The organism is Patescibacteria group bacterium (assembly GCA_040753135.1).
Lineage (GTDB): Bacteria > Patescibacteriota > Minisyncoccia > UBA6257 > Brennerbacteraceae > JBFMGR01.
The window spans coordinates 40005-54022 of sequence record JBFMGR010000004.1 but is presented as its reverse complement, the minus strand read 5'-3'; the positions used below and the strand labels follow the sequence as shown (position 1 = coordinate 54022).

Genomic DNA, 14018 nt, shown 5'->3' with positions numbered 1-14018 from the left:
CGAGCTTTAGAAGAATATCATCAGAGATTATTAGAATGGCAAAAACAGCAGGAAAAGAAAATATAGATAATTTATAAGTTTTTATGAGATTCTCTCTTAGAGTTAGGTCTGTCCAATCCTTTACCCTTCTCGAGCTTCTGATCGTTATCGGCATCTTGGCAGTCTTAGCCAGTGTGAGTTTTATTGCTTTAAACCCAGTGGAACAGCTAAGAAAAGCAAGAGATTCTCAGCGCTTAGCTGATTTAAGGTCATTGAACAACTCTCTGGCTATCTATGAATCTCAAACCCTGAATCCAGTCATGGGTTCTTCTACTAAGATCTATCTCTCTTTACCAGATACAAGCAGTTCTTGTGCTTCTTATTCTTTACCCCCAGCTCCGTCTGGATATAGCTATGCTTGTGTCACTGAAACTAATCTCAGAAAAACCAATGGCTCTGGCTGGGTACCAGTTAATCTGGCTGGTTTAGAGATTGGCTCTCCTTTAGCTAAATTACCAGTTGATCCAACTAATAATAGCCAGTATTACTATACCTATACCACTGGAGGCAGTTTTATGCTCACTGGTTTAATGGAATCAACTAATAACAAGGTGGCTGACCAAGCAATTAATGATGGTGGCAGAATGCCAGGAGTGTTTGAGCTTGGCTCTAATCTTAATCTTGGACCATTTACCCGAGACAAAGGCCTAGTAGGCTACTGGACCTTTGATGAAGGAACAGGAACAACAGCTTATGATTACTCAGGCAACAATAACACTGGCACCTTAACCAATGGACCAACCTGGCAAACCAGTACCAACTGCAAGAAAGGAGGGTGCTTGTTGTTTGATGGGGTGGATGACTATGTGATGGCGTCTGATTCCCCAAGTTTGGACATAACGCCCAACTTCAGTACTGGGGCTTGGATTAAGGCAGATTTGTTTCCCACTTTTTCTTCAATATTATCAAAAGCTTTTCAGGGTAGCGCAACTACTTTCAATTATGGCTTCTGGTCCTATTCCGGAGGCACAGTGAGGGGTGCGATAGGGGATGGTATAAATTATAACCTAGGAGATTATTCCTCGTCCCTTTCAACAGGACAATGGTATTATGTTATTTTCACGGTAGATGGTTCTAAGCTTAAGCTTTTTATCAATGGGCAATTAGATAGATCTACATTACAAACAGTGACACCCGCTGTAAATAATTATAATGTTTATATAGGTTCAGACAGCTCAAATAGCTATCGTTTTGATGGCACCATTGACGAAGTCCGCATCTATAACCGCGCTTTATCCGAAGCAGAGATAAAAGCAATTTACGAAGCCACGAGATAAACTAATAACCTACAACCGGTAACTAACAGCAAATAATTTCAATCGATTGGTTTCCGGATTTTGACTTATTCTTCACTTATCATGTCTTAGTCAGTTAGCGACACCGCAAGATCTATTTTCGACATACTCCTCAACCAAACCCTAGCAACTAGTTCGCGATCGCGAACTAGTTGCTAGGGTTTAAACTTAGACCTTAGACTCTGAACCCGTTAGACTTCAACCAAATCTTGAGATTTAACCCAGTTTCATACTTTAAAATATGGAAGTGGGTTAAAGTATAGTTAAGTTTAGAATTGAGTTTTATCAGTGGTTATCTCTTCCAGTCTCTCAATCAATTGTTTTTGGCTGGAATGGATTTTTTGTTTGGCAATCTCGACCGGGAAGAACCCGCCTCGGTCTATCTCTGGAAACTGGTATTTTTTACCCGAGCCCTTTTTGAACTCAAGCTCAAATAAATTGCTTTTTATTTCAAAATTTTCCGGCAGGTTATATTCAATTGCCCAAGCATAAACTTGTTTGTAGTTTTTGTAAGCAATAAAGCCGAGTTTAGTAAACTTTTCTTCAGACAGACTAAACAGATCGATGCCGGTTTCTTCTTTTAATTCTCTTAGAGCAGTTTGGAATAAGTCATTATCTTCATTACCATTTTCTCCCTTGGGAATAGACCAAAAGCCATTGTCTTTGTTTTTGAAAAATGGCCCGCCAGGATGAACTAAGAAAATTTCTAATTTTCCTTGATTAAAACGATAGATTAGGATTCCAGCACTTGTTTTCATTGCTTGATTGTTAAATTACTGTATCCTGCCAATTTACTAATCAGCACCAATAATACTGTAAGATTGATTGGTAATTATCAGTAATAATTCATAAATTAGTAGGGTTCTATTAGAAATTAAAAATTGGAAATTTTCTTTGTGGCCGTGCTATACTTTATTAAATATAACAAAAATATACTATGGTAAACAAGCATTATGATTTTCGCAACACGATTATCTGGCGGATCTTCCGGATTATGGCTGAGTTTGTTGATGGGTTTGAGCTGATCTCTGATTATAGAAAAAGCGCCAGTATCTTTGGTTCGTCCCGGGTGAAAGAAGATGATTTTTATTATCAAGAAGCGAGAAAGCTGGCTAAGCGGTTAGGAAAAGCGGGTTTTGCGGTGGTAACCGGCGGAGCCGCCGGAATTATGCAGGCAGGCAATCAGGGCGCTAAAGAGGCTGGAGCTGAATCAGTCGGGCTGAATATCAGCTTGCCCCATGAGCAAAAGCCCAATCCTTACACCACTAAATCAATCAATTTTCATTATTTTTTCACCCGAAAGGTAATGTTGGCTTTTGCGGCTGAAGCTTATGTGTTCTTTCCGGGCGGGTTTGGCACTCTGGATGAGTTTTCAGAATTAACCACTCTGATTCAAACAGAGAAGATGAAGCCCGTGCCGATTATTCTGGTGGGCAAGGATTATTGGCAGCCATTAATAGATTGGCTTAAGGGCACGCTTTTAAAAAATGAGTATATCAGCCCAAAAGATTTAGAAATTTTTCAGTTAGTGGAGACTGCCGATCAGGCTTTTGAGCTGATTCAAAAATCAGTTAAGGAGATAGACAAAGACGGTCGAGCAGAGTTTTAGAGATCTGTTATAATAATAACAATAAGTTAAAATAAGAGGTCGAAACAATTTTTTAAAATTTATGGCAAAAAAAATCGGCACAGTTACCCATCTTTACGGTAAAATCAGCGTGGTGATTTTAGAGCTGGATAATGCCTTGAAAGTTGGCGATACGTTAGAATTTCAAACCAAAGACGGTGGTTTGTCGCAAAAAGTTGACTCAATTCAGATTGAGCACGAACAAGTGGAAAAAGCAAAAAAAGGCGATGCGATCGGCTTGAAAGTTTCCGCTGAAGTTTTGGAGAGCGTTAGAGAAGGCGACGAAGCGTTTTTGGCTGAAGCTTAGTTTGGGCTTTGGCCGGAGTTTGAATCAGCTAAGCTTAGCTGAGTGATAGTTTGGTTTGACTCTGAAGAGCATGAAAAAACAACTGGTCTTTTTTGAAGCGGTTTTTCTTTTGGTCGGCACGATTATCGGCGCCGGCTATTTAGTTTTGCCTTACTCATTTTTGAAAGCCGGTTGGCTGGCAAATGTTTTTTGGCTGGCAGCATTTGGATTTTTTGTTACTTTGCTTCATCTGTTCTATGCTGAAGTGATTCTGGCAACCGGCAATAGCCATCGTTTCCCCGGCTATGTTAGAATTTATTTGGGCAAAAAGGCGGAGATCGTTGCCGCGGCCTCTTTTGTTCTGGGCGTGTTCGGCAGCTTGTTGGTTTATCTGCTTTTAGGGGCAAGATTTTTGGGGCTGTTAATTAAACCGGTTTTGCCACTTGCTCAAGAGTTAATTATTTTTGTTTTCTGGCTTTTAGCTACGGCCTTGGTTTTGGCAAAGCTGAAACTCTCGGCCAGAATTAATTTCTATATCACGACGATTACTTTGTCTTTATTTTTGATTCTTAGTAGTTTGGCTTTTTTAAAGATTGATTATGCTAATTTTGCCATTTCTCCGGCCGAATCATTTTTCTTTCCTTATGGGTTGTTCTTGTACGCCCTAATCGGCTCAATGGTGATTCCGGAGATAGTTAATCTGCTGAAAATTGAGCATCAAAAAATTAATTTAATCAAACCGGTGATTATTGTTGGCACCTTGATTCCGGCTTTGGTTTACCTATTTTTTTCTTTGTCTATCTTCGGCGCCAGCGGAGCTAAAACTTCAGAGGAAGCGATCAGCGGCTTAACTTCGGTTCTGCCCGCTTTTTGGGTTTATGCCGGAATCTTGCTGGCGTTTTTGGAGATTATGACTTCTTATCTGGCTTTTGGCATTAATACGGTCCAGACTTTTGCTAAAGATTTTAATTTTGGCAAGTTAGGCTCAAAAGCAGCAGTGGCGCTTTTGCCTTTAGGTTTGTTTTTTATCGGAATCAACAACTTTGTCCAGGTGATGGGCGTTTTGGGTTCGGTTTTGATAAGCACTGATTCTATTTTCGTAGTTTTGATGTTTATTAAACTTAAGAAAAAATATCCTGATTATCGCCATCAGCTGATTTCAATCTCAAAACCAGTTGTTTTGGCTTTAATAGGAATTTTACTGGTTGGCGGCGGCTTGGGGCTGTATTATAGTTTGTTTTAATCAGAGATGAAAAACAGGATTTATTCGCTTTATCAAAAACTTCTTAATCAATATGACCAGCCAGTTGGGTATTGGCCGAACTGGTGCGCTCGGAATAAAACCCTAAAACAAAAAGAGATTATTATAATTAGCGCAGTTTTAACCCAAAGAACCACCTGGCATAATGCCGAGTTGGCTCTGAAAAATTTAGATCGGATCGACGTTCTGTCAATTAAGAAAATTGTCGGACTAAAAGAAAAATTTTTAGCAAAGTTAATTAAACCAGCCGGGTTTTATATCGTTAAGTCCAAACGATTAAAGGATTTATGTTCTTTTTTAATCAAAGACTATGCCGGCTTAAAAGGTTTTTTAAAAGAAGATTTAATTGTCGCGAGAAAAAAACTGCTCTCGCTTTATGGTATTGGCCCGGAAACTGCTGATTCAATTTTGCTCTACGGTTGCGATAAACCAAGTTTTGTTATTGATGAATACACTCGCCGCTGGGTAAAAAAACATCGTTTGGCGAAAAATTTAACCTATGATTATTTAAAGAATTTATTTGAAAAAAATTTGCCTAAAGATTATCGGCTGTATCAGGATTTTCATGCTTTAATTATTATTGACCAGAAAGGAGCAGAAAAATCAAAGATGGCAAAGTTTTGATGTCCCTGTAGTTTAATGGACAAAACGCAACCCTCCGGAGGTTGAGATAGCAGTTCGATTCTGCTCAGGGATACTGGTTGGAGTTTCCGCCAAAGGCGCTTGCTGGCTTCTGGCAGGGATTAGTTTTTGGTTAGTGATTCTTTTCAGGGGCGCTTGCAGTTGTGGTATAATTTTTTTATATGAATACCAATTTTTTGCTTACCCTTGCTTTGGTTTCAATTCCTGTTAGCCTTTTTGGCTTTTGGCTGGTTTATCTATACGGCAGAAAAACCAAAAGATTTCGCTGGAGCGAATACTTGGCTCTTGTGACGGTGCCTTTATTGCCGATTGCAGTCCTGTCCTATTTCGAGGGAATTAAAATTTGGGTTTTGTTTTTAGTTTATGCTGTTGTCGGCACTTTTGCCGAGTATTTTTTAGGCTGGATTTATAATAAAATTTTGAATAAAAAGCTTTGGGTTTATAAAAAATATTCTATTAGTGGCTATACTAGCTTTTTAAGTCTGCCTTTATGGGGGGTTGGTGGCTTTATTTTCTGGTTTTTAGCCAAAGCTATTGGCTTATGAATCTCGTTAGAGACAGGCAATGCTATTATGTCTATGTTCTCAAAAGTAATAAAAAGAATAATCTTTATTAAGCGAATTAGCTTTTTAACTAAGGCGAAGCCAACTATTGTCTTCGTCTCTTTGAACAAAGAATTAGCTTTCTTAAATTTCTAATGAGATGAAGATTGTTGCTGATTTACAGATTCACTCTAAATATTCTCGGGCGACCAGCGCTAAAATGGAGCTAGAGAGTTTAAGCGCTTATGCCAAGTTAAAAGGCATTCAGGTAATCGGTACTGGCGATTTTACTCATCCGGATTGGTTTAATGAGTTGAAGAATAAGTTGGTTCCGGCAGAATCGGGCCTTTTTGTTTATAAAAACGACCCCGATTTTGGCTCTGAAAAAGCAACTCGGTTTATGCTAACCGCGGAAACCAGCCATATCTATTCAAAAACAGGAAAAACCAGGCGAGTTCATATCTTAATCTGGGCGCCTTCTTTAGAAGCAGTAGAAAAAATCAATACCCGGCTCTCTTGGGTAGGCAACCTGAAGTCTGACGGCCGGCCGATTATTGGCATGGATTCTAAGGAGTTGGCTAAGATTGTTTTAGAGTCCAATCCAGACTGCATGGTGATTCCGGCTCATGCCTGGACTCCCTGGTTCTCAGTTTTTGGCTCAATGTCAGGTTTTGATTCTTTGGAACAGTGTTTTGAAGAATTAACTCCGCAGATTTATGCGATTGAAACGGGATTAAGTTCAGATTCAGCAATGAACTGGCGCCTGTCCCAACTGGACAAAGTCGCTTTAGTGTCTAATTCAGATTCACATTCTTTAGTACGGATTGGCAGAGAGGCAAATGTGTTTGAGTTAGAGGGGTTAAGTTATCAAAATATTATTAAAGCAGTAAAAAACAGTTCGCCGGCAAAACTTTTATCCGGGCAAGGGGATCCGAAAGCAAAGCTGGCTTATACAATTGAGTTTTATCCTGAAGAGGGCAAGTATCATTATGACGGGCACCGAGACTGCGGTATCAGCTTTGCTCCAAGCCAGACTAAAGAGCATCAAGGCCTTTGTCCAAAATGCGGCAAACCGCTGACAATCGGCGTTTTGTCCCGGGTCGAGCAGTTAGCTGATCGGCCAGAGGGTTATCAGCCGGAGAAATTTGTGCCTTTTAAAAACCTAGTGCCTCTGGACGAGTTAATTGCTGAATCTTTAGGCCTGGTTACTAAAGGCAAACAAGTTTATGCGCTTTATAACCAGCTTTGTCAGCAGTTCGGCGGCGAGGTTAATATCTTGACTGATCTGGAAATTGAAGAGATTAAATCCATTGGCCAGCCGATTTTGGCTGAAGCAATCAAGCGCGTTAGGGAGGATAAGGTGATAAAAAAAGCGGGTTACGACGGCGAGTATGGCAAAATCAGTGTTTTTGAGGAAAGCGAGAGAGAAGATTTAAAAACCCAGAAATCTTTGTTTTAACAATGAAAATCCGTAATCTAAAACCCTTAATCAATAATTCAAACAATGTTAGAGTTTATTTTTAGAAAAATTTTTCAGGAGATTATTGGTTTTTTCCGGGGTTGGTATATTGGCGGGACAGCTCGTTTTTGGTCTTTGGCCCTATCCTTTTTGGCTGTTTTAGACCAGCAGTTTGCTGTGGTAATTAATTTAAAACTGATTAATAAGCCGCTTTATGGCGATTATTCAGCGGTTGGGCGGGTTATTGGCCCGATCTTCCGTTTGTTCCGAATTTTGCTTGGTTCAACGATTTATCTGTTAATCTTTATTTTGGCTCTGTTAATTTGGCTGGTTTGGGTTTTAGTCCTGCCAGTCGCGGTTTTCTTAATTATTAGTCAATGGGGAACTTAATTTTTGACAATTCTTTTTTTAGGCTTAGCCGGACCGAAAGGTTTTTAGTTGAGGCAATTTTTTATTTTTTGTTTATTGCTTCGTTTATCTTGGCTTTGATTTTTTTAGGAGATCCGAAGCTCAGTTTTAGAGTTTTGGGCATGCTGTTATTGATTTTTCTTGCCGGGGTTGGTTGGCGAATACTTCAGGGCCAGCATTTGGTTGATTCAAAAGTTGTTCAAGCTTATCAGGAAGGCGGGAAAATTCTTTTAAATCAGTTTATTGATTTAAAAACATTTAATTTTTTAAAGACTTGTTTTAACCGGGCTGAAAGTTTGTCTGCCGAAACTTTGGGAGTTTTTATTTTGGCCGAGCTTTTGAACTATAAAGAGATTAAGCAAATCTGCTTGAGGATTGGGATTGATCAGGCGCTGTTAAAACAAGCAATTGAAGAAACCTTTCGCCAAGACCAGAGCTTTCAACTTGATTCTTTAGCTAAACAAAAAAAGCAAGAATTCTTGGCTGAACTGGAAAAAGTCATCAGTAAATCTTTTGAGGAATCAATTAGCCTGAACCAGAAAACCATTGTTCCGGAAGCGATTTTTTTAGCGGTTTTTTCTTTAAAAACCAAGTCAATCCAGGAATTGGCCCCAAAAATTAATTTTTCCCGGGAAGATTTTAAAAATGCGATTATCATTGCCGGGCTGTCAAAAAAAATCAGTCAAAGGATTATTAGAAAAAGAGCCTTGGCAGATAAACCCATTAAAAAAAAGCCGAGAATTAATCGGGCTTGGACTTCAAAACCAACGCCTTATTTAGACTCTGTTTCTGAAGACTTAACCGAAACCGCCCGTCAGGGTTTGGTTGGGTTTTTGATTGGCCACGAAAACGAATTGGCAACCATAATGAATATTTTGTCCCGAGAAGAGCGGAATAACTTGGTTTTAATTGGCGAAGAAGATATTGGCAAGACAACAATTATTGAGCATCTGGCCCTGCGAATAATTAAAGATACGGTGCCGGAAAAGATCTTTGATAAAAGGCTGGTTAAACTTGATCTGGCCCAGATAACTTCAGGGGCAACCACTGCCGGCGAGGTTCAGGAACGGTTTCAAAAATTAGTTGACGAGATTCTTTTGGCCGGCAATATAATTTTGTTTATTCCTGACCTGCATAACTTAGCCTTAACCGTCAAAGAACAAGAATTAGGCGGCTTTGAAGTGATTGAACCGGTTTTAGCGGCTTCTTTGATTCCGGTGATCGGGACGACCACGCCAAAACTCTATCGGGCAATTATTGAAACTAATCCAAAGTTTGAACAGCTGTTTGAGCCGGTCAAGGTTAAAGAGCTCAACCAAGAGCAAACAATCCGGCTTTTGGTTTATGAAGCGTTTATTTTAGAACAGAAATGGAAATTGACCATTACTTATCCGGCAATTAAAAAAATTGTTGAGTTGGCCTATCGCTATCTTCATTCTCGGCCTTTGCCTCGGGTTTCAATTGACCTGCTTCAGGAAGCGGCAGCGGAATTAAGAAGTAAAAACCAATCAGTTTTAACCCCGGAATTAGTGGCTGATTTAGTTGCCAGAAAAACCAATATCCCAATTAAGATTGCTGGGGGCAAAGAGGCAAAAGAGCTTTTAAATTTAGAAGAGAATATTCATCAAAGATTAATTAACCAAGACGAAGCAGTTAAGCAGGTTGCTTCAGCTCTGCGTCAGTACCGGGCTGGTCTGTCTCGGCCTAAAGGTCCGATTGCCAGCTTTCTTTTTGTTGGTCCAACTGGAGTGGGCAAAACCGAGCTGTCAAAGGTTCTGGCCAGCTTATACTTTGGCTCTGAAGACAAGATGATTCGGTTTGATATGTCAGAGTACCAAGAACAAAAATCGATCTGGAACTTTATTGGTTCGCCTGATGGAGAGATTCATGGGCTTTTAACTGAAAAAATCAAAGCTAATCCGTTTTCTCTGATTCTCTTTGATGAGTTTGAAAAAGCTAATGAAAAGATTGCTGATTTGTTTCTGCCTTTGTTTGACGAGGGCATTTTAGTTGATAACCTAGATGAGAAAATTGATTTCCAAAACGCGATTATTATCTGCACCTCAAATGCTCATTCTAATTTTATCCGGGAAAAAATCGAGAGCGGCAAAACTGTGCCGGAGTTTCAAGAAGAATTAAAGCATAAATTAACCGAGATCTTTAAGCCCGAACTGCTTAACCGGTTTGACAATATTATTGCTTTCCGTCAGTTAAGCTTGGCAGAGATTGAAAAGATCGCCGCGCTTCATTTAAACAAATTAGCCAAGCAAATTCAGCAAACCCAGGGGATTTTTCTGGAGTTTGCTCCGGAAACAATCAGGTTTATTGCTGGACAGGGTTATGACCCGGTTTTTGGCGCCCGGCCTTTACGCGGAGTAATTTCCCAAAAAATTAAAGACGTTTTAGCTCGGCAGATTTTAGAAGGAAAGATTGGCCAGAGTGATAAGATCAAAGCGGTTTTAAATCAAGCTGAAGTCAGGTTTGAAAAAACTCTCTCTTGACGTGGACTCTTAATCGTGTTATTATTTTGATTGAAAGGAGGTAAGATGGAAAATTTAAAGTTTTTAACGGCCATAATGTTTTTATGGCCGATAATTTCTTGTTTGGTTCTCGTTGCCGCAGTTTGGCTGCGGCAATGGGAAATAGCCAAGTGGGCAGGGATTTGCCTGCTTGGCTGGATTCTGGGAACGCTGGCCTATGTTTGGCAGGCCAGCAGAAAACCCAGGAATTAAGCCGGGTTTTGCCCGGCTTAATTTATGATAAAATTTAGAAAGTATTTTAGGGGAACCTTGTTCATTATTTATTATTCTTAGCTCGCCCTTTGGTTTTTACATGATTACAGTTTCTTTTTCAGTAAAAAACAAGCTTTACAGCTTTGAGACAGAAAAATCCGGCCAGATAATTCTTGGGCTTGACAAATTTTTAAAATCGCATAAAATAAAATCCAGCGCTTTAGATTTTTTTCATATTCAAGCTTCGGAGAAATCTGGCTTATTGGACTGGTATTTGGTTCAGGCGATTATCAAAGCCAAGCAGACAGCTAATTTTTTTGATCAAATAAAGACAAAATAGTCTCAGCGCTTTTATTAACCATTGCCAAAGGTATTATTCCCACTGAGATTAGCAATTAAAGATTGAAAACAATTTTTAAAAACTCTTAATCAAGAGGATTTTTATTTTTCTTTTTTTATTATTTGTTAAAAAATATTTTTTAGATTTTTGATTTAGTTATATGTTTGCCAAAACAAAAGTTTTTTCTTCAGCTTCAAAAAAGTCTTTAAGCTTGCCTCAACTGGACCAGGTTCAGTTTGATTCTTTTCACTGGTTTATTGAAAAAGGCATTCGCCAGGTGTTTGATGAGTATTCTCCGATTAAGGATTACACCGGCAAAGAATTTGAGCTCTATTGGGGGGATTACTGGTTTGATGATTCCAAAACTACCGAGACAAAAGCTCGGCGCGATTTTTTAACTTACGAAGCGCCTTGGCGGGTAATGGTTAAGCTGATCAACAAGCAAACTAAAGAAACAAAAGAGCAGGAGATCTATTTAGGTGAGCTGCCAATGATGACCTCAAAAGGCACTTTTATTGTTAATGGGGTGGAAAAAGTGGTGATTTCCCAGTTGATTCGTTCATCTGGGGTTTATTTTGTTGAGAGCTCGCTTCGGGGCGGGAAACAGACTTTTGGCGCCAAAATTCTGCCCAACCGGGGTTCTTGGCTTGAATTTGACATTGACGCCTATGGGACAATCGGAGTCAAGATTGATAAAAAAAGACGGGTAGCAATTACTTCGCTGTTAAGAATTTTTGGTTTAGAAACCGATGAACAGATAAAAAAACAGTTTGCTGAGGTTGATAAAAGTTCCGGTTTTATTGAGAAAACCTTAAAGATTGATTCGGCTAAAAGCGTTGCCGAAGCCCATTTAGAGATTTATAAACGGTTAAAGCCGGGCGAGCTGCCGGTTTTGGAAAATGCCAAATCGTTTTTAGAAGCAATGTTCCAGCGGCCAGAAAGGTATGATCTGGGCGAGGTGGGCAGATTTAAACTTAACCAACGGTTGTTCGGTGATTCTAAGCCGAAAAACTATTCCCAAGCCGAGCGGCTGTTAAACCAGCAAGATTTAGTTGCTGTGGTTAAAGAGATGATTCGGTTGAGCAACACTCCAGGAGCAAAGCCGGATGACATTGATCATCTGGGCAATCGAAGAATCAGGGCGGTGGGCGAACTTTTGAAAGAGCGTTTGGTTGTTGGCATGGGTCGGGCCCGAAGGATTATTCAGGACAGGATTTCAACCGTTGATCCGGCGACAATCAATCCGGCTCAATTAATTGTTCCTAAACCGATTATTTCAGCGATTAAAGAGTTTCTAATGCTCTCTCAATTATCTCACTATAATGAGCAAACCAATCCCCTGTCTCAATTGGAGCATAAAAGAAGAATCTCAAGCACAGGGCCGGGCGGATTGAAGCGAGAGCGGGCTGGTTTGGAAGTCCGAGATGTTCATTTGAGTCATTACGGCAGAATCTGTCCAATTCAAACGCCCGAAGGCGCTAATATCGGCCTGGTTGCTTCTTATGCTTGTTTGAGCCGGGTCAATCACCTTGGTTTTATTGAAACTCCTTATATAGAGGTTAAAAATGGAAAAATCACCGGCAAAGTAATTTGGCTAGATGCCTATGAAGAAGAAAAGTATAAAATCGCTCATGGTGCCGCCGAATTAAATGAAAAAGGAGAATTGATAAAAAATATTGTTCGGGTTCGGATCAGTGGCGGAGTTGATGCGGTCAGAAAGCAAGACGTTGATTTAATTGACGCCTCAGCCCATCAGTTAGTTTCTATTGCTGCCGGCTTAATTCCTTTTTTGGAAAACACTGACGGCAATCGGGCTTTAATGGGTTCGAATATGCAGCGCCAAGCGGTGCCTTGTATTATTCCTCAAGCGCCATTAGTTGGCACCGGATTTGAAGAAAAAGCCGCTTATGATTCTGGTCAGGTGATTGTTAGCCAGGGCGAAGGCGAAGTAATTGAAGCTGATGCAGAGAAAATAATCATTAAATATTTAAAGCCAGAGAAAAAACAGATTGTTTATCAATTGAGCAAGTTTTTAAAAACTAATCAATATACTTGCATCAACCAAAGGCCATTAGTTAAAAAAGGCGACCGGGTTCAAAAAGGCCAGGTTATTGCCGATGGCGAATCAACAGACAAAGGAGTTTTAGCTTTGGGCCAGAATTTATTGGTGGCTTTTCTGCCCTGGTACGGTTATAACTTTGAAGATGCGATTATTATCTCTGAACGAGTGGTGAAAGAGGATTTATTCAGCTCAGTCCATATCCATGAATTTAGTTGCGATGTCCGGGAGACCAAGCTCGGAAGCGAGATGACTACTCCGGACATTCCTAATGTTGCTGAAGAAAAATTAAAAGATTTAGATGAAGAAGGTGTTGTCAGAATCGGCGCCGAGGTTAAAGAAAATGACATTTTAGTCGGCAAGATCACGCCTCGGGGCGAAGAGGAGCTGTCTGCTGAAGAAAAGCTCTTGCGGGCAATTTTCGGAGAAAAAGCTAAAGACGTAAAGGATAGTTCTTTGCGGTTGGAGCATGGTCGGAGGGGCCGGGTGGTTGGGGTTAAAGTTTTTTCCCGAGATAAAGGTGATAAGCTCCAGCCCGGAGTAATTAAAAGAATTTATATTGAAGTAGCAGAATTAAGAAAGATCACTGTTGGTGATAAATTGGCTGGCCGGCACGGCAATAAGGGCGTAGTTTCAATCATCGTTCCGGTCGAGGACATGCCTTATTTAGAAGATGGCACGCCGGTTGATATTGTTTTAAATCCAGTTGGCGTAATCAAAAGAATGAACTTAGGCCAGATTTTGGAAACTCATCTTGGTTGGGCCGCGTCAAGATTGGGCTATCGGGCGGTGACCCCGGTTTTCAGCGGCGCTAAAGAAGATCAGATAAAGCAAGAGTTAAAAACAGCTGGTTTGCCCGAATCTGGACAGGCCAGGGTTTTTGATGGCCGGACCAATGAGGCTTTTGGGAACAAGATTACTGTTGGTTATATTTACATTATGAAACTGAACCATCTGGTTGAAGACAAGATTCATATGCGTTCAATCGGACCTTATTCTTTGATTACCCAGCAGCCATTGGGCGGTAAAGCTAGGGGCGGCGGCCAAAGATTTGGCGAGATGGAAGTTTGGGCTTTAGAAGGTTATGGCGCCGCCCATACTTTACAAGAAGTGATGACAATAAAATCTGACGATATCTTTGGTCGGGCGGCAACTTATGAGGCTTTGGTTAAAGGCGAAGAGATCAAAAAACCCAATATTCCGGCTTCTTTTGCGGTAATGGTGAGTGAACTAAAGGGAATGGCCCTGGGGACCGAACTGATTGGCGAAAAAACCCAGGCCGAGAGGCGGGCTGAAGAAGCTGAAGACGAAGAAGATTAAATTTTAAG

Annotated in this window: 13 protein-coding genes and 1 tRNA gene; 13 read left to right on the top strand and 1 reads right to left on the bottom strand. The window is 40.3% G+C overall.

The genetic code is table 11. The features are described from left to right. The first annotated feature begins 83 nt into the window (after window positions 1–83). Complete coding sequence (locus AB1721_01780; protein ID MEW5805435.1) at window positions 84–1316, top strand: LamG-like jellyroll fold domain-containing protein; 1233 nt, start codon at window positions 84–86, stop codon at window positions 1314–1316. A gap of 287 nt (window positions 1317–1603) precedes the next feature. On the opposite strand, the gene AB1721_01775 is transcribed toward AB1721_01780, so the two are convergent. Beyond that, window positions 1604–2092: an NUDIX domain-containing protein gene (locus AB1721_01775; protein MEW5805434.1), complete on the bottom strand. Its 489-nt coding sequence runs from the start codon at window positions 2090–2092 to the stop codon at window positions 1604–1606. A 179-nt stretch (window positions 2093–2271) separates the two neighbouring features. Between AB1721_01775 and AB1721_01770 the strand changes: the two genes are divergently transcribed. The 12 genes from AB1721_01770 to AB1721_01715 all read left to right on the top strand — a co-directional run bounded on the left by AB1721_01770 (window position 2272) and on the right by AB1721_01715 (window position 14010). Then, window positions 2272–2943, top strand: coding sequence for a TIGR00730 family Rossman fold protein (locus AB1721_01770; GenBank protein MEW5805433.1), 672 nt, complete (start codon window positions 2272–2274; stop codon window positions 2941–2943). A gap of 61 nt (window positions 2944–3004) precedes the next feature. Beyond that, window positions 3005–3268, top strand: coding sequence for a hypothetical protein (locus AB1721_01765; GenBank protein ID MEW5805432.1), 264 nt, complete (start codon window positions 3005–3007; stop codon window positions 3266–3268). Between the two features lie 70 nt (window positions 3269–3338). Then, window positions 3339–4490, top strand: coding sequence for an aromatic amino acid transport family protein (locus AB1721_01760; GenBank protein ID MEW5805431.1), 1152 nt, complete (start codon window positions 3339–3341; stop codon window positions 4488–4490). A 6-nt stretch (window positions 4491–4496) separates the two neighbouring features. Continuing rightward, a complete protein-coding gene (locus tag AB1721_01755; protein ID MEW5805430.1) occupies window positions 4497–5132 on the top strand; it encodes an endonuclease in 636 nt (211 codons plus the stop codon). A gap of 1 nt (window position 5133) precedes the next feature. After that, a tRNA-Arg gene (locus AB1721_01750) sits at window positions 5134–5205 on the top strand. 106 nt (window positions 5206–5311) lie between these two features. Continuing rightward, the gene (locus AB1721_01745) at window positions 5312–5695 is read left to right on the top strand and encodes a hypothetical protein (protein MEW5805429.1); all 384 of its coding nucleotides are present in this window, start codon (window positions 5312–5314) and stop codon (window positions 5693–5695) included. A 157-nt stretch (window positions 5696–5852) separates the two neighbouring features. Beyond that, a complete protein-coding gene (locus tag AB1721_01740; protein ID MEW5805428.1) occupies window positions 5853–7151 on the top strand; it encodes an endonuclease Q family protein in 1299 nt (432 codons plus the stop codon). A 45-nt stretch (window positions 7152–7196) separates the two neighbouring features. Then, complete coding sequence (locus AB1721_01735; protein ID MEW5805427.1) at window positions 7197–7541, top strand: hypothetical protein; 345 nt, start codon at window positions 7197–7199, stop codon at window positions 7539–7541. Further along, window positions 7529–10060, top strand: a complete 2532-nt coding sequence (locus AB1721_01730) for an ATP-dependent Clp protease ATP-binding subunit (GenBank protein ID MEW5805426.1) — start codon at window positions 7529–7531, stop codon at window positions 10058–10060. Before AB1721_01735 ends, AB1721_01730 begins: the two co-directional genes overlap by 13 nt. An 83-nt stretch (window positions 10061–10143) precedes the next feature. Then, window positions 10144–10329 (top strand): hypothetical protein, encoded by a 186-nt coding sequence (locus tag AB1721_01725; GenBank protein MEW5805425.1) that lies wholly within the window; start codon window positions 10144–10146, stop codon window positions 10327–10329. Window positions 10330–10391: 62 nt separating this feature from the next. Next, window positions 10392–10631: a hypothetical protein gene (locus AB1721_01720; GenBank protein ID MEW5805424.1), complete on the top strand. Its 240-nt coding sequence runs from the start codon at window positions 10392–10394 to the stop codon at window positions 10629–10631. Window positions 10632–10791: 160 nt separating this feature from the next. Further along, window positions 10792–14010 (top strand): DNA-directed RNA polymerase subunit beta, encoded by a 3219-nt coding sequence (locus AB1721_01715; GenBank protein MEW5805423.1) that lies wholly within the window; start codon window positions 10792–10794, stop codon window positions 14008–14010. Window positions 14011–14018: the final 8 nt, after the last annotated feature.